The sequence below is a fragment of the Streptomyces graminilatus genome, from assembly GCF_001418565.1.
Lineage (GTDB): Bacteria > Actinomycetota > Actinomycetes > Streptomycetales > Streptomycetaceae > Streptomyces > Streptomyces graminilatus.
This window is the reverse complement of the sequence record NZ_LIQQ01000178.1, coordinates 44,316-69,056: the sequence shown is the minus strand read 5'-3', so window position 1 is coordinate 69,056 and position 24,741 is coordinate 44,316. Positions and strand designations below refer to the sequence as shown.

At 66.0% G+C, this 24,741-nt stretch carries 22 protein-coding genes and 1 pseudogene; 18 read left to right on the top strand and 5 right to left on the bottom strand.

Going from position 1 to position 24,741, the window contains the following annotated elements:
- Positions 1–39: 39 nt before the first annotated feature.
- The 11 genes and pseudogenes from AOK08_RS47360 to AOK08_RS16685 form a co-directional block, all read left to right on the top strand.
- Positions 40–307 (top strand): annotated as a pseudogene (locus tag AOK08_RS47360) (dihydrofolate synthase); the annotation flags it as partial.
- Between the two features lie 2 nt (positions 308–309).
- Positions 310–1,504, top strand: a 1,195-nt coding sequence (gene folC / locus AOK08_RS16730; protein WP_241826972.1) for a bifunctional tetrahydrofolate synthase/dihydrofolate synthase, incomplete at its 5' end; no start/stop codon positions are given.
- 6 nt (positions 1,505–1,510) lie between these two features.
- A complete protein-coding gene (locus AOK08_RS16725; RefSeq protein WP_055526362.1) occupies positions 1,511–1,876 on the top strand; it encodes a DUF4233 domain-containing protein in 366 nt (121 codons plus the stop codon).
- Positions 1,877–1,943: 67 nt separating this feature from the next.
- Positions 1,944–2,357, top strand: a complete 414-nt coding sequence (gene ndk / locus AOK08_RS16720; protein ID WP_055526361.1) for a nucleoside-diphosphate kinase — start codon at positions 1,944–1,946, stop codon at positions 2,355–2,357.
- A gap of 368 nt (positions 2,358–2,725) precedes the next feature.
- Entirely contained in the window at positions 2,726–3,745 is a 1,020-nt protein-coding gene (locus AOK08_RS16715; protein ID WP_053741250.1) for a rod shape-determining protein, read from the top strand.
- Between the two features lie 196 nt (positions 3,746–3,941).
- A complete protein-coding gene (mreC, locus tag AOK08_RS16710; protein WP_055526360.1) occupies positions 3,942–4,886 on the top strand; it encodes a rod shape-determining protein MreC in 945 nt (314 codons plus the stop codon).
- 15 nt (positions 4,887–4,901) lie between these two features.
- Positions 4,902–5,573, top strand: a complete 672-nt coding sequence (gene mreD, locus AOK08_RS16705) for a rod shape-determining protein MreD (RefSeq protein ID WP_055526359.1) — start codon at positions 4,902–4,904, stop codon at positions 5,571–5,573.
- A 142-nt stretch (positions 5,574–5,715) separates the two neighbouring features.
- Positions 5,716–7,974, top strand: coding sequence for a penicillin-binding protein 2 (gene mrdA / locus AOK08_RS16700; RefSeq protein ID WP_055526358.1), 2,259 nt, complete (start codon positions 5,716–5,718; stop codon positions 7,972–7,974).
- A complete protein-coding gene (gene rodA / locus AOK08_RS16695) occupies positions 7,971–9,170 on the top strand; it encodes a rod shape-determining protein RodA (protein ID WP_055526357.1) in 1,200 nt (399 codons plus the stop codon). Before mrdA ends, rodA begins: the two co-directional genes overlap by 4 nt.
- Positions 9,171–9,310: 140 nt before the next feature.
- Positions 9,311–10,813 (top strand): CYTH and CHAD domain-containing protein, encoded by a 1,503-nt coding sequence (locus tag AOK08_RS16690; RefSeq protein WP_055526356.1) that lies wholly within the window; start codon positions 9,311–9,313, stop codon positions 10,811–10,813.
- Positions 10,814–10,913: 100 nt separating this feature from the next.
- Positions 10,914–12,866, top strand: coding sequence for a TIGR03960 family B12-binding radical SAM protein (locus tag AOK08_RS16685; protein ID WP_055526355.1), 1,953 nt, complete (start codon positions 10,914–10,916; stop codon positions 12,864–12,866).
- A 237-nt stretch (positions 12,867–13,103) separates the two neighbouring features.
- On the opposite strand, the gene AOK08_RS16675 is transcribed toward AOK08_RS16685, so the two are convergent.
- Positions 13,104–13,736 (bottom strand): Imm21 family immunity protein, encoded by a 633-nt coding sequence (locus tag AOK08_RS16675; RefSeq protein ID WP_241826971.1) that lies wholly within the window; start codon positions 13,734–13,736, stop codon positions 13,104–13,106.
- A gap of 264 nt (positions 13,737–14,000) precedes the next feature.
- On the opposite strand from AOK08_RS16675, the gene AOK08_RS16670 reads away from it, so the two are divergent.
- Positions 14,001–14,561: a hypothetical protein gene (locus AOK08_RS16670; protein WP_157876701.1), complete on the top strand. Its 561-nt coding sequence runs from the start codon at positions 14,001–14,003 to the stop codon at positions 14,559–14,561.
- Between the two features lie 100 nt (positions 14,562–14,661).
- Here the strand turns inward: AOK08_RS16670 and AOK08_RS43230 are convergent, their stop codons facing one another.
- A complete protein-coding gene (locus tag AOK08_RS43230; RefSeq protein WP_079054065.1) occupies positions 14,662–16,299 on the bottom strand; it encodes an ATP-binding protein in 1,638 nt (545 codons plus the stop codon).
- A gap of 8 nt (positions 16,300–16,307) precedes the next feature.
- The gene (locus AOK08_RS45780; RefSeq protein WP_157876700.1) at positions 16,308–17,639 is read right to left on the bottom strand and encodes a hypothetical protein; all 1,332 of its coding nucleotides are present in this window, start codon (positions 17,637–17,639) and stop codon (positions 16,308–16,310) included.
- 127 nt (positions 17,640–17,766) lie between these two features.
- On the opposite strand from AOK08_RS45780, the gene AOK08_RS16665 reads away from it, so the two are divergent.
- The gene (locus AOK08_RS16665) at positions 17,767–18,681 is read left to right on the top strand and encodes a phosphotransferase enzyme family protein (RefSeq protein ID WP_055526352.1); all 915 of its coding nucleotides are present in this window, start codon (positions 17,767–17,769) and stop codon (positions 18,679–18,681) included.
- 6 nt (positions 18,682–18,687) lie between these two features.
- On the opposite strand, the gene AOK08_RS16660 is transcribed toward AOK08_RS16665, so the two are convergent.
- Positions 18,688–20,061 (bottom strand): NsdA family TPR-like regulatory protein, encoded by a 1,374-nt coding sequence (locus AOK08_RS16660; RefSeq protein WP_055526351.1) that lies wholly within the window; start codon positions 20,059–20,061, stop codon positions 18,688–18,690.
- Between the two features lie 207 nt (positions 20,062–20,268).
- Here AOK08_RS16660 and AOK08_RS16655 point away from each other — a divergent pair, with 207 nt between their 5' ends.
- A complete protein-coding gene (locus tag AOK08_RS16655; protein ID WP_055526350.1) occupies positions 20,269–20,823 on the top strand; it encodes an ATP-binding protein in 555 nt (184 codons plus the stop codon).
- 328 nt (positions 20,824–21,151) lie between these two features.
- Positions 21,152–21,430: a hypothetical protein gene (locus AOK08_RS16650; protein WP_055526349.1), complete on the top strand. Its 279-nt coding sequence runs from the start codon at positions 21,152–21,154 to the stop codon at positions 21,428–21,430.
- 407 nt (positions 21,431–21,837) lie between these two features.
- Here the strand turns inward: AOK08_RS16650 and AOK08_RS16645 are convergent, their stop codons facing one another.
- Positions 21,838–22,617 carry a GntR family transcriptional regulator gene (locus AOK08_RS16645; protein WP_055526348.1) on the bottom strand — a complete coding sequence of 260 codons (780 nt, stop codon included), beginning with the start codon at positions 22,615–22,617 and terminating at the stop codon, positions 21,838–21,840.
- Positions 22,618–22,781: 164 nt separating this feature from the next.
- Between AOK08_RS16645 and AOK08_RS16640 the strand changes: the two genes are divergently transcribed.
- From AOK08_RS16640 to AOK08_RS16630, 3 genes are read left to right on the top strand one after another with little or no spacing between them, the layout of a single operon-like run.
- Entirely contained in the window at positions 22,782–23,120 is a 339-nt protein-coding gene (locus tag AOK08_RS16640; protein ID WP_055526347.1) for an SCO3933 family regulatory protein, read from the top strand.
- Positions 23,120–24,424, top strand: a complete 1,305-nt coding sequence (locus AOK08_RS16635; protein ID WP_055526346.1) for an FtsK/SpoIIIE domain-containing protein — start codon at positions 23,120–23,122, stop codon at positions 24,422–24,424. Before AOK08_RS16640 ends, AOK08_RS16635 begins: the two co-directional genes overlap by 1 nt.
- Positions 24,421–24,618 carry a hypothetical protein gene (locus AOK08_RS16630; RefSeq protein WP_006376424.1) on the top strand — a complete coding sequence of 66 codons (198 nt, stop codon included), beginning with the start codon at positions 24,421–24,423 and terminating at the stop codon, positions 24,616–24,618. Before AOK08_RS16635 ends, AOK08_RS16630 begins: the two co-directional genes overlap by 4 nt.
- Positions 24,619–24,741: the final 123 nt, after the last annotated feature.

Sequence of the window (24,741 nt, the reverse complement as noted above, 5' to 3'; positions counted from 1 at the left end):
CCCCACCCACTAGGCGCCCCCCTCCGTAGACTGGCTCCCGTGAGCGACACCGACCCCTTCGACGACATCGTCGACGCCGAGACCGACCGCGACCCCGACCTAGCGGTCATCGAGGCCGGCAGCCGAACCCTGCGGACGCAAGGCGGCGGCGCCCCGGAGACCGACCTCCCCGCACGTCCCGACGACCCCGAGGTCGCCAAGGCGCTGCGCGCGGTCGAGGCGGACCTCGCCACCCGCTGGGGCGAGACCAAGCTGGAGCCCAGCGTCAGCCGCATCGCCGCGCTGATGGACGTACTGGGGGAGCCGCNNCACCGGCACCAACGGCAAGACCTCCACCGCCCGCATGATCGAGGCCCTCCTCGGCGCCTTCGACCTGCGCACCGGCCGGTACACCTCCCCGCACGTCCAGTCGATCACCGAGCGGATCACTCTCGACGGGTCGCCGATCTCCGCCGAGCGGTTCGTGGAGACGTACGACGACATCAAGGCGTACGTCGAGATGGTCGACGCCCAGCAGGAGTTCAGGCTCTCCTTCTTCGAGGTGCTGACCGGTATGGCGTACGCGGCCTTCGCGGACGCCCCCGTCGATGTGGCCGTCGTCGAGGTCGGGATGGGGGGAAGCTGGGACGCCACCAACGTGATCGACGCCGATGTGGCCGTCGTGACGCCCATCGACCTCGACCACACCGACCGGCTCGGCACGACGCCCGGTGAGATCGCCGTCGAGAAGGGCGGGATCATCAAGCAGGACGCGACCGTCATCCTCGCCCAGCAGCCGGTCGACGCGGCCCAGGTGCTGCTGAGGAAGGCCGTCGAGGTGGACGCCACGGTGGCCAGGGAGGGCCTGGAGTTCGGGGTCGTCAGCAGGCAGGTGGCCGTCGGCGGCCAGGTGCTGACGCTGCGCGGGCTCGGCGGGGAGTACGAGGAGATCTTCCTGCCGCTGCACGGCGGGTACCAGGCGCACAACGCGGCCGTCGCGCTCGCCGCCGTCGAGGCGTTCTTCGGCGTCGGCACCCAGCGGCCCGAGCCCCTCGACATCGGCACCGTGCGCAAGGCGTTCGCCGCGGTGACGTCCCCGGGGCGGCTGGAGGTCGTACGGCGCTCTCCCACCGTCGTGCTCGACGCGGCGCACAACCCGGCGGGCGCGCGGGCCACCGCCGAGGCCGTGGGCGAGGCCTTCGACTTCAGCCGGCTCATCGGTGTGGTCGGGGCGAGCGGCGACAAGAACGTACGGGGGCTGCTGGAGGCCTTCGAGCCGGTCCTCGCCGAGGTCGTGATCACGCAGAACTCCACGCATCGCGCGATGGACGCCGACGAACTGGCCGCCATCGCCGTCGAGATCTTCGGCGACGACCGGGTCCAGGTCGAGCCGCGTCTCGACGACGCCCTGGAGGCCGCCATCACCCTCGCCGAGGAGGACGGGGAGTTCTCGGGCGGCGGTGTGCTCGTCACCGGCTCCGTGATCACCGTCGGCGAGGCCCGACTGCTCCTGGGAAGGGGCTGACCTGCCGTGCGTACGCTCTGTGCCTCGACCCTGATCGGCGAGGTCTTCGTGATCGGCTTCGCCGGCCTCGTCGCCATGAAGGACCCCGGCCTGTCCATGTCCACCGTGTGGACGGTCAGCGGCATCGCCATGCTGCTGTGCGTGCTGCTCTGCGGTGTGATCACCCGGCCGGGCGGGGTGCAGCTCGGCTGGGCCCTGCAGATCGCGCTCATCGCGTCCGGCTTCGTCGTCCCGACCATGTTCTTCATGGGCGCGATGTTCGCGGGGCTGTGGTGGGCGTCCGTGCACTACGGCCGGAAGATCGACGAGGCGAAGGCCCGCTTCGCGGCGCAGACCCAGTCGACCGGCGGCACCAGTCCTGACGCTGCGTGACACCCGCCCGGACCGGCCCTGTAGCCTCTGACCACCGCACACACGTGACCCGAATGGAGCCACCCTCGTGACTCAGCGCACCCTCGTCCTGCTCAAGCCCGACGCCGTCCGTCGCGGCCTGACCGGCGAGATCATCGGCCGCATCGAGCGCAAGGCCGGCTGGCGGATCACCGCGCTGGAGCTGCGCACGCTGGACCAGGACACGCTGGAGCAGCACTACGGCGAGCACAAGGGCAAGCCTTTCTACGAGCCCCTCGTCGAGTTCATGGCCTCCGGCCCCGTCGTCGCGCTCGTCGTCGAGGGCGAGCGGGTCATCGAGGGTGTGCGCGCGCTCGCCGGACCGACCGACCCGATCGCCGCCGCGCCCGGTTCCATCCGCGGTGACTACGGCGTGATCGTGCGCGAGAACCTCATCCACGCCTCCGACTCCGAGGAGTCGGCCGAGCGCGAGCTGAAGATCTTCTTCCCCGGCCGCGACTGAGTACTCGCACATCCGTCCGGTGAACTTCTTGCGTAGTTTCTGTTAGCGCGGGTTCGCCGCTTCTGAGGCACCGTCACCTCACCCTGACGCCTGAGGGCTGCCGACCCGGGACGGCCGGCGAAAACCGGCCGTCCTGCGGCATATGCGTGCCGATCGGGGGAACCCCTACCCCCGAACGCCCGTCTCCAGAAGCGAGACGGCACATCGCATGCTGACAATGGCGAAGACCCTCGCGTGGTGTTCGTGCAGGCGCGACTACGATGTAAGTCTGGTAGGCCTTCACGTCACCGCACCAACTTCGCCGCCCCAAAGCAGAGCCATCACACGCTTCACTTGGGAAGGCCAGACGAATCCTGATGGGGAACTCAATGTCGTTCATCGGCCGTGACATGGCTGTCGACCTCGGGACCGCCAACACGCTGGTGTACGTCAGGGGTCGCGGGATCGTACTCAACGAGCCGTCCGTCGTCGCGATCAACACCAACACCGGTGGCATTCTCGCGGTCGGATCGGAAGCGAAGAAGATGATCGGTCGGACGCCCGGCAACATCGTTGCCGTGCGCCCGCTCAAGGACGGCGTCATCGCCGACTTCGAGATCACCGAGCGGATGCTCCGCTACTTCATTCTGAAGATTCACAAGCGGCGGTATCTCGCCCGTCCCCGTGTCGTCGTCTGTGTGCCCTCGGGCATCACGGGCGTCGAGCGCCGTGCCGTCATCGAGGCCTCGTCCCAGGCCGGCGCGCGCCAGGTGCACATCATCGAGGAGCCCATGGCCGCGGCCATCGGCTCCGGCCTGCCGGTCCACGAGGCCACGGGCAACATGGTGGTGGACATCGGCGGCGGCACCACGGAGGTCGCGGTCATCTCCCTCGGCGGCATCGTGACCGCCCAGTCCATCCGCGTCGCGGGTGACGAACTGGACAGCTCGATCATCCAGCACATCAAGAAGGAGTACTCCCTCCTGCTGGGCGAGCGGACTGCCGAACAGATCAAGATCACGATCGGTTCGGCGTACGACCTCGACAACGACGAACACACCGAAATCCGTGGCCGGGACCTGGTCTCCGGTCTGCCCAAGACCGTCGTGATCTCCGCGGCCGAAGTGCGCAAGGCCATCGAAGAACCGGTCAACGCGATCGTCGACGCCGTGAAGACCACCCTCGACAAGTGCCCGCCCGAGCTGTCCGGCGACATCATGGACCGCGGAATCGTTCTGACCGGCGGCGGGGCCCTGCTCCGCGGGCTCGACGAACGGCTGCGCCGTGAGACCGGCATGCCCATCCACATCGCCGAGGACCCGCTGGACAGCGTGGCGCTCGGCTCCGGCAAGTGCGTGGAGGAGTTCGAGGCGCTCCAGCAGGTACTGGACGCCCAGCCGCGCAGATGACGTAACTCTTCGATTCCGCCGTACGAGATGATCTCCTCTCGTACGGCGGATCGTTGGTATAGCGGCATAAGCTCCCCCGAAGAGCGCCATCGCCGCCAAAGACCCCTGAACACCCCGAAGACCCCGAAGCCCCCCAAGACTCAGTTGCCTGAGAAGTTGCCCGAAAACTCTATTGAGGAAGGCACGGCCGCCGCACGTGAGGGACACACGAGAGAGCCGGCTGCTCCTGGTGCTGCTGATCGCGATCGCGTTCGCGCTGATCACGGTTGACATCCGCGGCGGGGAGGAGTCACCGGTCGACGGTGCCCGACAGGCCGCGGCAGCGGTGTTCGGTCCGGTCGAGGACGGGGTGGCCACCGTGGTCGACCCGGTCGGCGACGCTGTCTCCGCCGTACGCCACTCCGGTGACCGGCACGACCGGCTCGCCACGCTGGAGAAGGAGAACGCGGCGCTCAAGGCCCGTCTCGGCAGCGACGACCGCAACCGCAGCCGCCTCGGCCAGCTCGACAGGATGCTGAAGTCGGCCGGCGCCGGGCAGTACGGCATCAAGGGCGCCGAGGTCATCGCCATAGGAGCGGCCCAGGGCTTCTCCTGGACGGTCACCATCGACATCGGCGCCAACGACGGCGTCAGGCGCGACATGACCGTCCTGAACGGCGACGGACTCGTCGGCCGCGTCACCACCGTCGGCCCCGGCACCTCGACCGTACTGCTCGCCAACGACCCCGACTTCACCGTCGGCACGCGTATGGAGGGCAGCGACGAACTGGGCTTCGCCTCCGGGCAGGGTGACCGGCCGCTGCGCGTCCAGCTCCTCAACGGCAAGGCCAAGGTGAGCAAGGGCGACCGGCTCGTCACCTTCGGCTCGCAGGCCGACAAGCCGTTCGTGCCCGGCGTGCCCGTCGGTTACGTGTCCAAGGTCGACCCGTCCGGCGGCGACCTGACCCGCACGATCTACGTCACGCCGTTCGTCGGCTTCACCAAGCTCGACATCGTCGGTGTCGTCGTCGAGGCCCCGCGCACCGACCCGCGCGACACCGTCCTCCCGGCCAAGCCGAAGCCGACGCCCACGCCGACGGTCACCGTGACGGTGACACCGTCGCCGTCCGCGTCCGACGGCCAGTACCAGCAAGAGCAGTAGGAGCTGAACTCCCCCATGCGTGTCAACCGGATGCTCCTGTCCACCGCCCTGGTGGTCGTCGCCATGGTGATCCAGGTGAGCGTCCTCGCCCGCCTCCACCTCCCGGGCGCCGTCCCCGACCTGCTGCTGCTGACCGTCCTCGGCCTCGCCCTGGTGTACGGCCATGTGGGTGGCGCCCTGGTCGGGTTCGGCGCCGGACTCCTCGCCGACCTCGCCCCGCCCGCCGACCACGCGGCCGGCCGCTACGCCCTGGTGCTGTGCGTCGTCGGCTATCTGGCCGGCCTCGTCAAACCCGAGAACGGCCGCCTCAAGTCGGCCACCGGACCCATGGCGGTCGTGGTCGCCGCCGCGGTCGGCACGACCCTGCTGTACGCCGGTGTCGGCGCCCTCGTCGGCGACACCGCGGCCCGCCATGTCGGCCTCCCCAGCCTGCTGTTCACGGCCGCGCTGTACGACCTGCTGCTCGCGCCCTTCGTCGTGCCCGGCATCATGTTCCTGGCCCGCAGAGCGGAGAACGACCCGCTCGCCGAGGCCAACTCCTCGGCCAAGAAGGCCGACATCTCCTCCGGCTGGCTCTCCTCCGGGACCGGTCTGCGCATCGGCAGCCAGCGCGGCGGCCTGAAGGTGAAGGCGGCCCGCTCCAAGGCCGCCCGCGCCGGCCGCATCAAGGGGGTCAAGCGCCTGTGACCGCGGCGGCCCGCGCGCGGAGCGCGCCAGTGGATGGAGCACTCGAACGAGTTCACCGGGGCGGAACGCGGCCTCACAGGCCGGCCGTTCATCATTCGTACGCGCACACACGTCGGCGCACTGAGAGGGGGAGGCAGCACCAGTGACCAACATCCCGGAGACCGGCCGGACGCCGCGCGTCCAGATCCGTCTCGTCGTCATCCAGATCCTCGTCCTCTCCCTCCTCGGCACCCTCGGCGGACGCCTGTGGTACCTCCAGATCCGCGAGGGGGACGCCTACGCCAAGGAGGCGTCCGGCAACCACGTCCAGCAGGTCGTGCAGCCCGCCGTGCGCGGATCGATCCTCGACGCGCGCGGGGTGCCGATCGCGGACAACGAGACCCGCCTCGTCGTCTCCGCCTCCCGCACCGACCTGCTGAAGATGAAGGACGACGGCGCCGCCGTCCTCACCAAGCTCGCCGGTGTCCTGGGCATGCAGCCCAAGGAGGTCAAGGACAAGGTCCGGCTGTGCGACGCCAAGACCCCGCAGCCCTGCTGGAACGGCTCGCCCTACCAGCCGATCCCCATCACCGACGAGGCCACCGCCCGCCAGGCCCTCCAGATCCGCGAGCGCTCCGAGGACTTCCCCGGCATCACCGCCGAACCGGCCGCCGTGCGCCGCTATGCGGGCCCCGGCGGCTCCAACACCGCCCAGGTCCTCGGCTATCTCTCCCCGGTCACCGACGACGAGATCACCAAGGCCCGGGACACCGACTCGCCCTACCTCCGCTCCGACCAGGTCGGCCGCTCCGGCCTCGAACGGGAGTACGACAAGGAGCTGCGCGGCAAGGCCGGCGTCACCCGCTACGAGGTCGACAACCTCGGCCGCGTCATCGGCACCGCCGAGTCGGACCCCGCCCAGTCCGGCTCCAACCTCGTCACCAGCATCGACGCCCGAGTCCAGCGCGTCGCCGAGTACGAGTTGAACGACGCGATGAAGAAGGCCCGCGAGGACTTCGACGACAACACCGGCGAGAACTACAAGGCCGACGCGGGCGCGGTCGTCGTCATGGAGGCCAAGACCGGCCGGGTCGTCGCCATGGCGTCCAACCCGACGTACGACCCGAACGCCTGGGTCGGCGGCATCTCCGCCAAGGACTACGCCAGGCTGACCGGCAAGAACTCCAACTACCCGCTGCTCAACCGGGCGATCCAGGGCCAGGCGGCCCCCGGCTCGATCTTCAAGGCCGTCTCCACCGCGGCAGCGGTCGACGCGGGCTACCCCTTCGACGGGCACTACGACTGCTCAAGCTCGTACTCGATCGGCGGCCAGGTCTTCAAGAACTACGAGTCCAAGGGGTACGGCCCGATCAGCCTCGGCCGCGCCATCGAGGTCTCCTGCGACACCGTCTTCTACCGCCTCGCCCACCAGGAATGGGCCAAGGACGGCGGCCTGAGGCCGAAGAAGACCGCGAAGAACTGGTTCTACACCACCGCCCACAAGTTCGGCCTCGGCGCCGTCACCGGCATCGACCTCCCGAACGAGGTCTCCGGCCGTATCCCGGACCGCAAGTGGAAGCAGGAGTACTGGAAGGCCAACAAGGACTCCTGGTGCAAGTACGGCAAGAAGGGCGGCTCGTACGCCCAGCAGATCGCGTACGAGAACTGCCTCGAAGGCAATTTGATGCGCGCCGGTGACTCCGTCAACTACTCGATCGGGCAGGGCGACATCCTCGTCACGCCGATACAGATGGCGACGATCTACTCGGCGATCTCCAACGGCGGCACCCTGTACGACCCGACCGTCGGCAAGGCGATCATCAGCGCCGACGGCAAGGCCGTCCAGCAGATCAAGCCCAAGTCCCACGGCAGGCTGCCGATCGACAGGGCGACGCTGAAGGACATGAACGCCGCCTTCGAGGGAGTCGTCACCCGCGGTTCGGCGGCCTGGCGGTTCGGCGGCTGGCCGCAGGACAAGATCCCGATGCACGCCAAGACGGGCACGGCCGAGGTCTACGGCAGGCAGACCACCTCGTGGTTCGCGACGTACACCAAGGACTACACGATCGTCATGACGATCTCCCAGGGTGGTACGGGCTCCGGGGCCTCCGGACCGGCCGTCCGCAAGATATACGAGGCTCTGTACGGGGTCTCCCCGGACGGCAAGATCGACAACAGGAAGGCGCTGCTGCCCACCCCGCAGAAGAGCCTGCCGAAGATCGAGTCGGACGGTTCGATCGACGCCCCGAAGATCAAGCCGTACGTGCCGCCGAAGGTGGACGAGGAGCAGACGCTCGCCCTCGCGTCCGGACAGCTCCCGCCGGCCACGGTCGCGTCCGCGGGGACCGGCACCAACAGGGCGCACCGAAGGCGCGGGCGGAGCAGGCGCGGGCCGCAGAGCAGGCGAAGGACGGACTCATGACCGGCGCGAACACCTTCTCCGTCTCCGGCTACGGCCCCGAACGCTCGTCCCTGTCCCGCATGCTGGCCCGCGACTCGCTGGCCCGCAGGCTGGACTGGCCGATACTGCTGTCCGCGCTCGCGCTGTCCTTCATGGGCGCGATCCTGGTCTACTCGGCGACCCGCAACCGCACCGAGATCAACCAGGGCGACCAGTACTACTTCCTGATCCGGCACCTCATGAACACCGGCATCGGGTTCTGCCTGATGATGGGCACGGTCTGGCTCGGTCACCGCACCCTGCGCACCGCCGTGCCGATCCTGTACGGGCTCTCGGTCTTCCTGATCCTCATGGTGCTGACCCCGCTCGGCGCGACCGTCAACGGCGCCCACGCGTGGATCGTGTTCGGCGGCGGCTTCTCGCTCCAGCCCTCGGAGTTCGTGAAGATCACGATCATCCTGGGTATGGCGATGCTGCTGGCCGCCCGGGTCGACGCGGGCGACAAGCTCTACCCCGACCACCGCACGGTCCTCCAGGCGCTGGGCCTGGCCGCCGTACCGATGATGATCGTCATGCTGATGCCCGACCTCGGGTCGGTCATGGTCATGGTCATCATCGTGCTCGGTGTGCTGCTCGCCTCCGGTGCCTCCAACCGCTGGATCTTCGGCCTGCTCGGCACGGGCGCCCTGGGCGCGGTCCTGATCTGGCAGCTAGGCGTCCTCGACGAGTACCAGATCAACCGCTTCGCCGCCTTCGCCAACCCCGAACTCGACCCCTCCGGCGTCGGCTACAACACCAACCAGGCGCGCATCGCGATCGGTTCCGGAGGACTCACCGGCACCGGCCTCTTCCACGGTTCGCAGACCACGGGCCAGTTCGTCCCGGAACAGCAGACCGACTTCGTGTTCACGGTCGCGGGGGAGGAGCTGGGCTTCGTCGGCGCCGGCCTGATCATCGTGCTCCTGGGCGTGGTCCTGTGGCGCGCCTGCCGTATCGCCCGTGAGACGACCGAGCTGTACGGCACGATCGTCGCCGCCGGGATCATCGCGTGGTTCGCCTTCCAGGCGTTCGAGAACATCGGGATGACCCTGGGGATCATGCCGGTCGCCGGTCTGCCACTGCCCTTCGTGTCGTACGGAGGATCGTCGATGTTCGCCGTGTGGGTGGCGGTGGGGCTGCTGCAGTCGATCAGAGTGCAGCGCCCGATGTCGGCCTGACCGTGTGAGTGCGGGCGACCGGGGGTGGCCGACGGGTTACCGGTGGGTGTCATCCGGGGAAACGGCCAATGTGCCCCGGATGGCGAGTAAGTGACCTTTGGGGGCTGCCGTCGACGCCGAAACGTGACTAGATTCGATTCATGGCGGACACGAAGCGGGAAATCGAGCGGAAGTACGAATCCGACGACAGTGGGCTGCCCGACCTGACCGGCGCCGGTACGGTCGCCGACGTTGTCGACAAGGGCACCGTCGAACTGGACGCTACCTACTACGACACCTCGGACCTCCGGCTGGCCTCGGCCTCGATCACCCTGCGCCGCCGCACCGGTGGCTCCGACGCGGGCTGGCACCTGAAACTCCCGGTCGGACCGGGCATCCGCGACGAGATCCAGGCACCGCTCTCCGACACCGTCCCCGACGAACTGGTGGGCCTGGTGCGCGCCCGGGTCCGCGAGGGCCAGCTCGTGCCCGTCGTCCGACTCCGCTCCACCCGGGACCTGCGCGACCTCGTGGACTCCGCCGGCCGGCAGCTCGCCGAGGTCGGCGTGGACACCGTACGGGCGGATCGGCTGTTCGGCGGCAAGGGCACCGCCGAGTGGACCGAGATCGAGGTCGAGCTCGCCGACGGCGGGGACCAGCGCATCCTGGACAAGGTGGAGAAACGCCTCCGCAAGGCCGGCGTGCGGCCGTCGAAGTCCACGTCGAAGCTGGCCAGGGCGCTGGCGGAGACCAAGGGCGGACAGCCGCGCCCGAAGGACGAACCCGCCGAGCCCGTCACCGCGGGCGACCACGTCCTCGCCTACGTCCGGGCGCAGCGGGACGCCGTCGTCGACCTCGACCCGGCCGTGCGCCAGGACGCCGAGGAGTCCGTGCACGACATGCGGGTCGCCACCCGCCGCCTGCGCAGCACCTTCAAGTCCTTCCGCGCGGTCCTCGACCGGAAGATCACCGACCCGATCGCCGACGAGCTGAAGTGGCTCGCCGGCGAGCTGGGCGTGGGCCGCGACCAGGAAGTGCTGGCCGAGCAACTGGCCACGGTCCTCGACGAACTGCCCCCCGCCCTCGTCCACGGCCCGATCCGGGACCGGCTGGGCAACTGGTCCAAGGCCGAACACAAGGGAGCGCGCCGCAGGCTGCTCGGGGTGCTGGACTCCCCGCGCTATCTGGCGCTCCTCGACGCCCTGGACGCCGTGGTCACCGACCCGCCGGTACTCAGGGCGGCGGCGAAGAAGCCGGAGAAGGTGCTCGCCAAGGCCGTACGCGAGGACTTCGCGAAAGTGGCCGCCCTGATCGAGGAGGGCATGGAACAGCCGCCCGGCACCGACCGTGACCTCGGCCTGCACGATGCCCGCAAGAAGGCCAAGCGCACCCGCTACGCGGCCGAGGCGGCGACCCCCGCCCTCGGCGACCCGGCGAAGGCCCTCGCCAAGTCGATGAAGTCCCTCCAGACCCTGCTCGGCGACCACCAGGACAGCCACATGCTCCGCGTAACGCTCGGCGAGCTGGCCGCGGTGGCGCACGCGGCGGGGGAGGACACCTTCACGTACGGACTGCTGTACGGGCGCCAGGAACAGCGGGCCGCGAGACTGGAGGAGAGGGTGCCGGAGGAGTGGGAGGCGATCCAGGGCTCCCTGGAGATCTGACACCCGGTCCCGTACAGGTGGGTAGTAGGCGGGCGGGGGAGTCCTCCGGGCGGGTTACGCTTGGTGGTCATCCCCGTCAGCTCACGAAGGTAACGCCGCGATGTCTGTCGAGTCGGTTTTCCCGCAGCTCGAAGCTCTGCTCCCGCATGTGCAGAAGCCGATCCAGTACGTGGGCGGCGAACTGAACTCCACCGTCAAGGACTGGGGGAGTTGCGACGTCCGCTGGGCGCTCATGTACCCGGACGCGTACGAGGTCGGACTGCCCAACCAGGGCGTCATGATCCTGTACGAGGTACTGAACGAACGTGAGGGTGTCCTCGCCGAGCGTACGTACAGCGTCTGGCCCGACCTTGAGGCGCTGATGCGGGAGCACGGCGTCCCCCAGTTCACGGTGGACGGGCACCGGCCCCTGCGGGCCTTCGACGTGTTCGGGCTGTCCTTCTCCACCGAGCTGGGCTACACGAACATGCTGACGGCGCTTGACCTGGCGGGCATCCCGCTGGAGTCCAGGGACCGTACGGTCGACGACCCGATCGTGCTGGCGGGCGGCCACGCGGCCTTCAACCCGGAACCGATCGCGGACTTCGTCGACGCGGTGATCATCGGCGACGGCGAGCAGGCCGTCCTCGACATGACGGAGATCATCCGCGCCTGGAAGGCGGAGGGCCGCCCCGGTGGACGCGAGGAGGTCCTGTTCCGCCTGGCGAAGACGGGCAGCGTGTACATCCCGGCGTTCTACGACGTGGAGTACCTGCCGGACGGCCGTATCGCGCGCGTCGTACCCAACAAGTCGGGCGTTCCGTGGCGGGTGTCGAAGCACACCGTCATGGACCTCGACGAGTGGCCCTACCCCAAGCAGCCCCTGGTCCCGCTCGCGGAGACCGTCCACGAGCGCATGTCGGTCGAGATCTTCCGCGGCTGCACGCGTGGCTGCCGCTTCTGCCAGGCCGGCATGATCACGCGCCCGGTGCGGGAGCGTTCGATCACGGGCATCGGTGAGATGGTGGAGAAGGGCCTGAAGGCGACGGGCTTCGAGGAGGTCGGCCTGCTCTCCCTGTCCTCGGCGGACCACACGGAGATCGGCGACATCGCGAAGGGCCTCGCGGACCGCTACACCGAGGACAAGATCGGCCTGTCGCTCCCCTCCACCCGCGTGGACGCCTTCAACGTGGACCTCGCCAACGAGCTGACCAGGAACGGCCGCAGGTCGGGCCTGACGTTCGCCCCCGAGGGCGGCTCGGAACGCATGCGCAAGGTCATCAACAAGATGGTCTCGGAAGAGGACCTGATCCGGACGGTCTCCACGGCGTACGGCAACGGCTGGCGCCAGGTGAAGCTGTACTTCATGTGCGGGCTGCCCACGGAGACCGACGACGACGTCCTCCAGATCGCCGACATGGCGATGAACGTGATCGCCGAGGGCCGCAGGGTCTCCGGCCAGAACGACATCCGCTGCACGGTCTCGATCGGCGGCTTCGTGCCCAAGCCGCACACCCCCTTCCAGTGGGCCCCGCAGCTCTCCGCCGAGGAGACGGACGCCCGCCTGACGAAGCTCCGGGACAAGATCCGCGGCGACAAGAAGTACGGCCGCTCGATCGGCTTCCGCTACCACGACGGCAAGCCCGGCATCGTCGAGGGCCTCCTCTCCCGCGGCGACCGCCGCCTCGGCGCGGTCATCCGCGCGGTCTACGAGGACGGCGGACGGTTCGACGGCTGGCGCGAGTACTTCTCCTACGACCGCTGGATGGCCTGCGCGGAGAAGACACTGCCCGACGTCGGCGTCGACGTCGCCTGGTACACGACACGCGAACGCACGTACGAGGAGGTCCTGCCGTGGGACCACCTCGACTCGGGCCTCGACAAGGACTGGCTGTGGGAGGACTGGCAGGACTCCCTCGACGAGACAGAGGTCGAGGACTGCCGCTGGACGCCGTGCTTCGACTGCGGGGTGTGTCCGCAGATGGATACTTGGGTACAAGTAGGCCCGACCGGTAAGAAGTTGCTGCCGCTGACGGTCAAGAAGGACGCTCCGACCAGCGGACACGTGCACTGACGTGAGTGAGGCGTTGCGGCGCATCGTGGAGGCTCTGGAGGACGGCGGTGGCGAGGAAGAGGCCGCTGCCGTCCTGAGGGTGCTCGGCGCTCAGAGCAGGCGGCAGGGGGTTGTGCGGGATACCCCAAGAACGCCGCTGCCGTCGCCTGTGGCCTCTTCGACCGTCCACTCTGAGGTGGAGTGGGTCTGAGGGCTGGAAGCCCCTGGAGCCTGTCGGCTGGTGGGTCTGAGGACTGGCTATGGACGGGGTGAGCTGTCCGCCGTTGACGCGGAGACGTCGGCGCCTCGTTCCGGAGTGAGCTGGACCACGCCGACACAGGGAAACTCGTTGGTCACGTGGACCGCCCGGACGTTCCAGCGGCCTGCCGGTACAGCCACGGGGGCTTGTTCTGGCAGCTCGGGGCGGTCGGGGTACGGCCGATCGAGATCCGCTCCGGCCTCGGCGGAGTCCATGAGCATCGCCGGGCCGTCCGTTTCCCATACTCCCGCTGCCTCCCACGCGGTGGTGGGGTCGTCCAGTAGCCTTTCGGAGGCCACGAGGAGCTCTGCGTCGGAGTCTGCGGCGAGCCAGCGCACGAAGGCCCTTCGTTCGGGCAGATAGCAGGTCGTGGCCGGCTCGTCGCCCAGCACAAGGGCTTGCGCGCCGGCTGGGCCCACGTCGATCACAGCGGCGAGGTCTTCTACCGCGCACGCGCGGTCGTAGTCGTCCGGGTCATCGGTGTCGCCGATGACCATTCCGGCTTCCGTGCAGCCGCTCCACTCATGCAACGCCGATACCGGTATGACGATGAGCGGGCCACCCATGGACGCAACCCAGTTGAGCTCCGGCTGCATGCGGCGTGTGGATGCCGCGTCGTTCGATCTGTTCATGGCGCCAGGTTGCCGTACGCCTCTGACAGTGCCTCGTTGAAGTGGATCAATGGCTGTCACCAAACCTCGCGGCCCGGGTGAGTAAGACCGTCGAGGCGATCATGCGCGGTGGAATCCGGGTTTGGGGGATCGACGGGTGCCCGCCCGAGCCGATGACGGATGGACATTGCGTTGGCGATGGACGATAGGACCTCCCGAGGCGGTCACTTGCAGCGATAGAGTGCATCTCCCTGCACAGACCCATCACAGATGAAGAGGGCATGCATGTCTGGCATGAATGCATACATGGCTCGCGCGATAGTCGACCGCACGCTTTACGCAGAGGAGACGGTTAGGGCGTTTGGCGCGGCGACGGACATCAACACGCTGACTCCCACGTTCGTGGACAGCAGTCCGAACTTTTGGGTGGCTGTTACCGAATCGCGGTTCATCCTGATTGGGGAGGCTTCGGGGAAAGCGACGTCTCACCGTTTGGCGGAGCCGCAGGTTCTTGAGCTGCGGAAGAAGTTGTTTGCCGGTGGCTGGCTTCGCTTCGATCCGGCGGGTCTGGGGCCAGAACTGGGTCTGGCCCTACTGAAGGTAGACAAGAAGCTTATGAGGGCCTTGGAGGCGGCGCTTGCCGGGCGGGCGCAAGCCAAGCCATTGCCGAAGGAGTCGACAACGTACTCCGTCGAGGTGGTCAAGAACCCGGCCTACTTGGTCTCCTTGATTGGAGAGGAATCACATGTCCTCGTATGCGATACGTGCGGCGGGTACTGCGGAGAAGTAGTTGATGGCGAGGCTCAGCAGCAATCGGAGTGCACGGCGTGCCTGCGGCAGATATGAACCCGTCCTGAAGCGGTGCCGCTGCTTTTAGGACGCACTTGATTTTAGGGGCGGGACGCATCCTGATGACCGCGTTGAGTCTATTCATAGAGCTCACGGCTCACTTTTCCCAGTCCTCCAGAAGGGGACCGAAGAGCACGTCGTGCCATGGACGGATCCACTCCTGCATGTAGCAAACGTCACTCGAAGATGGTGCAGGGTCTGCCTCTTTCAACTTCACTACAGATGGCATTACAGCGGCGTCCCCCAGCAAAAGTGCCTCGCCCGATGGCAGCATGGGAAGGGAATCTGTAAGAGGGCCAAGTGAATCAGGAATCAGCCTGCGCACGTAACGCTGATCCTCTGGATTAGTCAAGCGCATAGCCAGAAAGTTGCTGCACTGGGAGAAGATAGTTTCCGAGATCTCGGCTGGTCTCTGGCTCACAATGGCGGCTGTGATTCCGTATTTTCGTCCCTCTTTAGCAATACGTTCAATGGCGCCACGCGAAGCACTGAAGCGTGAGAGGTCACTTCGGGGTACATATTTGTGAGCCTCCTCGTACACGACGAGAATGGGTGTCTCCGCTCTACCTTCATCGTGAGCCTTCTTGTAATAAAAGGCGTAATCAAAGAGTAGGCGAGAGATCAAGGAGACGCTAATGCTTAGCACCTCAAATGGGACCCCGCTTAGATCAACAATAGTCACATTCGATGGACTGTCCTTGCGGTAACCGGTGAATTGCCGAAGGACATCCTCCAGCGTGAGATTCTTAACTTTCTCGCCAAGCAGGAAGTCAAGTCGTCTGTCTGTGTACTTATTTTCCAGGCGGGTTAGGAAATTAACTAGCTTTCCTTTGAGTGGTCCGTTCACAGGCTTTCCGCTAGACCCGGTCACCATCTCATCGTTCCTGGTTTGAATGTACTCAATCACCTCGCCAAGATCAAAGAAAAGGGGCGAGTCGTAGTGGATTAGATCGCGTTTCTCGTCCGAACCCCTGTAATGTTTTTTTCGATTGTCTGTGATGCCACGCTTGAGTGTCGCGACTTGATTATGCGACTGCTCCTCCACGCTTTCGATAAAAAGATCCTGTAGCTCTTCTGAGTTGAGGAGCCAATAGGGTAGGACTAAAGAATCCACACTGAGATAGTTGGCGTCAGGAAATGCTGAAAGGTACTCCGAATGAATGTCAAAAATCACGATGTGCGAATTGTTCAAAGAGTACTCTTCGCGCCCGCGATCTCTGATTTCCGTGGCAGACTGGATAATTCTTGCCATGGCATGAGACTTACCGGAACCCGTGGATCCTACAATAGCGATATGTCTGTTGAAGAATTTATCGCCGTCCACAGGAACGGCTACCTTGACGTCTTGCGATAGTTGGGCAAAGTGGAATCTTCGAATGTCGTTTCCGAGCGCATCGTAGATTTTCTGAATCTGGTCGTGGCTTGCTACTGTCACCTCTTTGGGCGGGATTGCAATGCCTCCGCCTCCGCGCTGGAAATTCCCGTCTTCGCCGATAAAACCGAGAGGGACGGCTTCGATGAGGTATACTTTTTCCCTTTCCCCATCGGACGTTTCTGGCCCGCGTACCTCAATCGAGTAGTTCTCGATGATGGCAATAATGGACGACTTGTTGCTGTCATAGATGCGTAGATAGGATCCCACCTCCACGGGCACGCCTTGGCCCAAGTCTGCAATTTCATGCACGGAAATCTTAATCTTGTTTGGGTATACGGCCACTACTTCGGCACCGGGCATGATTTCTCCTATCTAAGAACTCTTGCTACGTCCTGTGGGCGCTGGATGAATCGCCTATACACCCTGGCGTCGATAGAGTCAGGAATAAGCCGCGAAGGCGACGACAAAAAGAATTCATGAATGTCGGCAAAGTCGATCATTTCTATAATCCCAGGTATGTTCTCCTCTCCTGAAATCTTTAGCTCGACAGAACGGTTTATTTTCGGATTCGTTAGGTCCTTCAAGCGCAACTTATCGCCATTGAAGTAAGTGCCGTCAAATATTCTAACTTCTGCGTCAATGAGCATGCGCTTAACGTTGGATAGATCATCTAGCCCTCGAAGGACGAGGTACGGAGAAAAAGCGTTATGCTTCCTGTGGAATCGATTGCGTACAGCTACTGCAATATCCACGGCGTCGTGTGCATTTAGTTGCGACGTGCATTCTACGACGAATAGACGCTCCCGCTTCGGTAGGTTGATTCCACGCTGTGTGATCTCGGACTTGAGAAGTCCTAGGTACTTTTCATTACCGAAGAGATTTTGATATCCAGAATGGAAGATCGATGTACGGGCGGAGTCGACAACCTCGCGAAGCTGGTTCCCTGAAACCCTGCGAGCTTCGGGCGGATTATTAACGACCAGGTCGAGCAAATATTTTTGAATGATGGCGTGACAAGCGACAGCCTCTGCTTTGGTATGAAGGTAGTGCTCTTTTGTTAGGAGGTTTATGACATCTTCGAACTGTTCCTTATAGTCAACGGAAAATTGGATGGTAAGACATTTGGAGAATTCTTCTACTAGATCTTCCGAGAATTCTTCCGCGTCTCTTGAGGTGATCCTTTTGAGTTCCTCGACATCTAGCGTCAGATTAGTCCCAGGAGTTTTGTCCTGGAAGTGGCAGTAGAGAAGGAACCTCTTCTCCCGATTCCGGGAAAACTGCTGGATCATTTGCTTGATGGCGTCAGAGATAGCGCCGAGTGAAAATTTTTGGTTGCGGCGCTTTATTTGAATGAAGAAATCTTCAACACTGAGGTCCTGCTCGCCTTCAATTTGGAATTCCCTGCCGGGCTCATTGTAAATCCTGAGCAGAGATGCATCGAATTGAAAGACGAAACCCTTTAGGGCATGATAGCCCCCATCCCGGGGTCCGGAAATTTCTGTCATGTACCGCTCTAATCGCTCCGCTGTCGGATCCAGAGGCTCCCGAAGTCCCAAGTTGAAGCAGTGCCCCAAGAGGTAGGTGCGACAGGATATCGGACATCGTGACTGTCTGCAGAGCCTTGCCGACATCCCGTCAGACTCGGACCGTAGCTCCTCAACTGGTGTCTGACCTTTTTTGGCGTTGTAGCTGTTGACCACCCTCGGCCCTGGGCTCGTCCTTGCCCGTCACTCCTCGGTACGGTCGTCTTTGTGTCTGGCGCGCGCCGGGTTGGTCGCCCGTGGGCGTGTGCTGGTTGATCGCGCGACTAGGGGAGCTGGTACGGGCATGGCGGTTGACGCTGCTCGGTCGGAAGAGGGGTTCACGTCTGTGGGGGCCGCGCGGGTGTTAGATGCCGCGTGCCAGGCTGCTGGACTCGATGGCAGTGGGGCGGAGTTGATCCGGCTCGGAGAGAACGCGTTGTTCCGGCTGGCTTCTGTTCCGGTGATCGTGCGTGTGGCACGGGGGGAGGAGTGGCTGCCGACGGCGCGTACGGAAGTGGCTGTCTCGCGGTGGCTGGAGACGGAGGGGTTCTCTGCGGCTCGGATCGTTGAGGATCTTGAGCAGCCGCTCTTGGTGGACGGTCATCCGGTGACGTTCTGGCATCTGATCGTTGAGGGTGATCGGAAGGCGACCTATGGGGAGTTGGGGGGCGTCCTGCGGGATCTGCACTCCCTGACCGTGCCGGACGGTCTTGAGCTGCCTTCGTTCGATCCCTTCGACAAGCAGGAACTGCGGATGGACCGGGCCGTGGTCTCTGAGGATGACAAGGCCTTCCTGCGTAAGCGGTGGCACGAACTGCGCGACAGGTACGACGAGTTGCGGTTCGAGACTCCCAAGGGTCCGGTGCACGGTGATGCCCACGTGCAGAACCTCATGGTGGACGATCAGGGGAAGGTGATCCTGATCGACTTCGAGGCCTTCTGTTTCGATCATCCCGAGTGGGATCTGATGGTCACGTCGGTGGAGCATCACAGTCTTGGGTGGCAGACCGATGAGCAGTACGCCGATTTCGTGGCCGCGTACGGGCGGGATCTGTACGACTGGCACGGGTACGGGACGCTGCGTGGCCTGCAGGAGTTCGGTATGACGACGTGGCTCATGCAGAACGTGCAGGAGGACGAGGGGACGGCGGCCGAATATCGCCGGCGCATCGCCGGGCTGCGCAATGACGATGCGCCTCGGGACTGGCGGCCCTGGTAAGGACTGCTACTCGTCGTCCTCCAGGCGGGCAAGTGCGTCGCGGACCTGGTTGTTGAAGGCGGCCACGACCGGGTTCGTCGCGTGGGTGCTCACCTCGGCCTGGAAGTCGGTCACGTAGCGCTGGAAGCGGTTGGACTGGAGGGTGTCGCCGCCGTCCACGGCCAGGCTGGCTGTTGTGACGGCGGCTTCCAAGTCACCGTTCAGGAGGTGGCTTTGGGCCAGCACCATGCGGCAGAAACCGAGGGTGCGGGCGTACTTCGGGTCGGTGTCGTCGACCGCGCGTTGCGCTGCTGTCACGGACTCCCGGCGCAGCCTGAGGTCGCGGAAGCAGTGACAGATTTCGCCCATGAGTTCCGCGGAGTCGAAGTAGCCGAGCCACGCGGGGTCTTCGGCGGTGTCCGCGCGTTCGAAGTAGCGTTCCGCTTCGTTCATCGCGCGTCCGGCGCCGATCGGGTCGCCTGCGTTGGACAGCGCGCGGGCCTCCATCGCCGAGTTCAGCGCCATCGCTCGCGGTGTGGCCCGGCCCTTGGCGCCCTCGACTGCCGCACGCGAAAGCCGGATCGCCTGGGCGTGGTTGCCGAGGTAGTTGGCCTGGTGGCTGAGGTTGCCGAGGATGCGGGCGCCGAACATGCGGTCGTCGATGACCTGTGAAAGGCGGAGTGTGGAGGTCAGGTAGCGGTGGGCGAGCCGGTGGTTTCCGGTGTCGTACGCGGTCCACGCGAGCAACTGGGAGACCTCGGCGGCGGCGCCGAATAACTCCGTGCCCACCCTTTCGCTGTAGCTGGCGTCCAGGAGGGGCAGGACTTCGTGGCGGAAGTAGTGGCGCAGCGCTTTGTGGCCGTGGCCTCCGCCGTACTTGAAGTCGAGTTGCATGAACATGCTGGCGGCGTCTCTGATCGCGCGTACGTCCCGCATGCCGATGCGCTGGCCGGCGGGCTTGTCGGCCTGGATGCCGTCGGGGCGCGCGATCATCCATGACAGGACAGCGGAGTTGAGGTCGGCTTCCGCAATCGTCAGTTGGTCGGATGCGGGGGCTTCGGCGCGCTGGTCGGCCAGTCCTGCCAGCATCGACAGCACGTCGGGGACCGTGCCGGGGTAGCCGATGTGCTGCGGGGTGCTCGGACGCGAGTGATCGAAGAAACCGAGATCGCCCGGTGTGATGCGGCGGCCCAGCTTGGCGGAGAGTGCGTCCGCCATGATCGCCGCTGTCTGCGGCTGGATGCCGGAGCCGTCCCGCCATCGCTGCACGGCGACGTGCGTCGTCCCGAGACTCACTCCTCGCTGGGCAGCGGTGTCCTGTATCCGCTTCGCGAGACCCTTGTTCGAAACTTGCGCCTCGCCCATGACGGCGATCAACTGTGCGTTCGGCTCTCGGCTCATGCTCCCCTGCCAACCCGAGAATGACAGCGAGTGTCCATCGTGTCACAGCAGTCTCGTCCTGGGGGGTTCATTGGTGAACCCCCTTTGCGCTGGCCGGTGTTCACGTGAACCCCCTGGTGAACGCTCCCGCCTGCACTTCCTGCGTCGTTCACTGGTCGGCACAGATCGACGGGCTACAGGGCCTGTCAGTGCTCGGGAGGGGACGCGGTGGAAGCACAGCAGAGCGAACACGCAGCGAATACGGCGGCGGTGGGTGCTCCGCGTCGTTCGATTCATGATCCGGCAAACGGACACTTCCGGGCGCTGACGCTCTTTGCCGAGTCGCCGGACTGCGTCAAGGCTGCGCGGGACATGGTCGGCTCGTACCTCACGACCTGGCACCTGGAGCACGCGGTGGATGATGCGCGGCTCGTCGTGTCGGAGTTGGTTGGCAACGTCGTTCATCATGCGGTGCCGGACAACCGGCTAGCGCTGCCTGGTTCTGGGCGGCGTATTGATGTGTCGCTGATGACGTATCCGGAAGTGCTGGTCATCGGGGTGTCGGATGAGGACTCGACTCCGCCGGACCTCCCGGCGGGTGAGTTCTTCTCGCCCGATCTTGCGGGCAGTTTCTCCGAAGCGCTGCTGCCGGACCGGGGACGGGGGCTGCTGATCGTTCAGCGGCTGGCGGACGCGGTGTGGTGGTCGCCGGGGATCAGGGCCGGCAAGACAGTGTGGTGCCGCCTGGACCTCGACCGCCTATGGGCTGAGAACTCGGCCTGACCGACCCCGGGTCGCCGCCCCGTTCTGCTCCCTCGCGATCGGGAGCGGACGGCGATCCGGTCAACGGCCGGAGTCTGACCACTCCGGCCAAGGGGCGCGGCTCCCCGGAATTCCGGGAGCTCCCCTCCCAACCCGGGGGGCCGCGCTTCACAACCTCATACCGAGACCGGACCACCCCCTCGCCTGGCAGCTATCGGGGTGGTCCGGGAGGGGACGCGACGGTCCCCGGTGCCTGATGGTACCGGGGCCGTCGCGTTGCGTCGCTTCTAGCCCTGGAATCAACGGAGTTGACGATCCATTACCTGCAACAGGGCTGGGGTGAACAGGCGTGAATGACTCGGGTGAGGACTGGATCCATGACGGCTTGGACGATGTGGCGGGCGCAGATGCCGGACTGTGGGTGCCCGGTGTCGACTACATCGCCGGCTGGCGCGAGGCGCGTGAGGCTGCCGACCGGCTGAACCGCGCGCTGCTCGGTACCGGGTTCGAACTGTCGGCCGTGCGCGCGGTCGCCTCGGTGGACGAGAGCGGGTGTGGAGTCGTTCGGCTGACGGGCTGGCCGGACGCCGTCAACAGGCTCGCCGCGCTCCTGGAGTCGGTGGCATGAAACGCTCTGTCGCTGGTGAGTGGTGCGGGTGGGCACGTCGCCGGCCGCAGAGACTTTGGGCGGGAGCTGCCATGGGGCGAGTGAACAGGGGGCCTTACGCTCGCCAGCGGATCGGGCAGTCCTTGGAGCTGCCCGCAATAGCCCGATCGGCCCCCTGTTCTTCGAGGCTCGCCCCATGGTGGCTGCCTAAAGTCTCGGAGGCCGTCGACCCCCAGCTCGCCACACCCCGGCCCGCAACGGCCGGTCGACGCCTCAAATCCCCTGGCGTGCTGCGGTGTGGGGCGGCTGGCGTCCGGACGGGATCGGCGGCCACGCCGCACGCCCGGCCGGGGCGGCCGGGCGCCCCGGCGCGCCGCAGGCGCGCCCTTGAGGAAGTGAAGGCTGTTTCGACCGATGGCCGTTGGCGCTCAGGCGCGGGTGCGTCGGGTGGGCTGCTTGTCGGCGGTGATCCGGTAGGCGAGTTCGGCACGGTCCGCCCCGGTGCGCAGCTCTTCGAGGATCAGCGGGCGGCCGTCGGTGCCGTGCGTGACACGGGCCAGGTGCAGGACCGGGGTCGCATCCGGCAGGCGCAGCGTGGCCCGCTCGTCGGGCAGCGGCATGCGGGCGCGGACAGTCTCGGACCACGTCAGCTTGTGCCCGTACTGGGTGAGCACCCCGTAGATCGCCGCCGGTCGCGTGGACGGCTCCTCGGCAAGCACCGCGATGCCTTCGGCGGTCGTGAAGGGGATCAGCGTGCGGTGCATGGCGCGCGTCCCGGAGCTGGGGTCGATCAGGAGACGATCGCATCCGAACAGGGCTTCTTCCGTGCCGAGTTGGAGGAGTCGGCCGGTGTCCTTCGTGGTGCGGGTGCGGTAGGTACTTGGCTTCTCGGCCTCGTCCCACACGTCGCCGCTGGGCATCACGAACGTGCCGTCGGCGGTGCGGGTGATGCGGCGTTCGAGGGTGAGAGCGGGCCGGCCGCTGGTGCGGACGTAGCTGCCTTTGCCGTGGCGGACGTCGATCAGGCCTTCCGCTCGCAGGGCCGCGATGGCGTTGCGGACGGTGGGGCGGGATACGCCGTAGCGGGCCATGAGCTGGGCCTCGGACGGAAGCAGGGAGTCGGGTTCGAACTCGCCCGACAGGATGGCTTCCCGGATGGCGGCGGCCACCTGCTGGTAGAGGGCTCCGGGGCGCTGGATCTCCGACATGGCGGCATCTCCGGGTTCAGGTCGTAGTCACGTCGCACGCGCGACATCACTCGTCAGCATAAGTACTTGCGCTCTCGCCGTACAGCACTTCATAGTCATCACTCGTAAGGACAAGTGACGTCTGAATATGTCAGGCGTCCTCATCGGCCAAGGAGGCCAACGACATGCAGTCCATTCCCGTGGACACCGGGCGGCTTGGCGTACTGCGGTGCGCCATCGCCCCCGAAGCGAAGATCAGCAACCAGGAGACACAGGAGGTCAAGAAGGACCGGGACGGCAACCCCGTCTACACCGTCGCCGTCACCGTGAGGCAGGACCGGCGGCGCATCTCCGTTATCGAGATCGCCGTCACTGGCGAACCCAAAGGCATCGAGGAAGGCATGATCCTCAAGGTCACCGGGCTGACCGCGTTCATGTGGGCGATGGGCGACCGGCACGGCGTCAGCTTCCGCGCCGACGCCATCACCCCCGTCTCCGGCGCCTTAAAGGCCGGTGGTGCGTGATGACCGGCATCCTCGCTCTCACCCTCGCTCTGTTGGTGCTCGTCTGGGTGCTGGGCGGCGGTGACCTGCTGCGGCGTCACCGCCCGGTCTGGCACTGGTACCTCGCCGGATACCCGGCCACTGCATGGCGGGTGGTGTCCACCTGGCGCAAGATCGCGATGCTCACCGACCTCGCCGTGTCCCGCCGTCCGCCGCGCGGGCTCCTCGGTGACCTGGTCGTCAAGGGCGATCCGCTACGGCCGGTGGCACCGAAGATCTCGTTTCCTCGTCCGACGCGTGCCGGGCTGACCGTGATGGTGCGGCTGCACGCGGGCCAGACCCCGGCCATTTACTTGAAGGCGGCCGATGCCCTCGTGCATGCGTGGAAGGTCCATGCGGTGCGGGTCACCTCACCGGAACGGGGGCTGGCGCTGCTGACGGCAACGGCCACCGATCCACTGCAACGCCCCGGCCTGGCCGCTGCCCCGCCGGCACTCCTCTCGGCACTGATCGGGGTGTTGGAGAGTGGCGGCGCGTGGGTGATGGATCTCCTGGTGGTGCCGCACTGGCTAATCGCCGGGGCCACCCGGTCGGGCAAGTCCACCCTGCTGGCCCGGCTGATCACCCAACTCGCCCCGCAGCCCGTCGCCCTGGTCGGGATCGACTGCAAGGGCGGCATGGAACTCGGTTTGTTTACTGAGCGGCTCAGTGCGCTGGCGACGAGTCGGCGTGAGGCGGTCGCGGTGCTGGCCGCGCTGGTGGTCGACATGCAGGACCGGATGAGCGTCTGCCGGACGGCCGGGGCCCGATCCATCTGGGAACTGCCCGTCAGATTCCGGCCCGTACCCGTCGTCGTGATCGTCGACGAGATCGCGGAACTGTACCTGTCCGACGGCAGACGCGAGAGCAAAGCAGAAGCCGAACAATGCTCCACCCTCCTGCTCCGCCTCGCCCAGCTCGGCGCAGCCCTCGGCATCCACCTCGTCGTCGCCGGGCAACGCGTCGGCTCCGACCTCGGCCCCGGCGTCACCGCACTGCGCGCACAACTCGGCGGACGCATCTGCCACCGGGTCAACGACCCCGGCACCGCAGAAATGATCCTCGGCGACCTCAACAAGGACGCGGTGGCCATCGCTCAGTCGATCACTGCTCAGGAACAGGGCGTGGCCGTGTGCACCGGACCGGATGGCGGCTGGAACCGCGCCCGCTCCCACCTCACCCCCACCCAAGAGGCCATAGCGGTCACCCGTAAGCACGCGGGCCTGGTGCCCGAACTGCCCACCGTCACCCGCGCGCTCGCCGCCCTCGAAGGAGACTCCCAATGATCAGCACAGGTGCCGCCGTGTCCCTCGTCGTGGTCTTCGGGATCATCACCTTCCTCCTCGTCCGCGCCCGCGACGTCCGCGCCTGGGAAGCGGTCTGCATCGCCCTGTTCGGCCTCTACCTCGGACAGACCCCCGTCAGCCTCACCATCAACGGCTTCGTCACCTGGGTCCTCAGCGGCTTCTCCCACTTCTAGACCAAGCAGGAAGGGACGTACGCCATGCCTATGCGCCGCGTGAGATGCACCGTCTGCAAGGGCGACGGAGCACGCAAGACCTGGACCGGACGACTGCGCCGCTGCCGCGTCTGCCGGGGCACC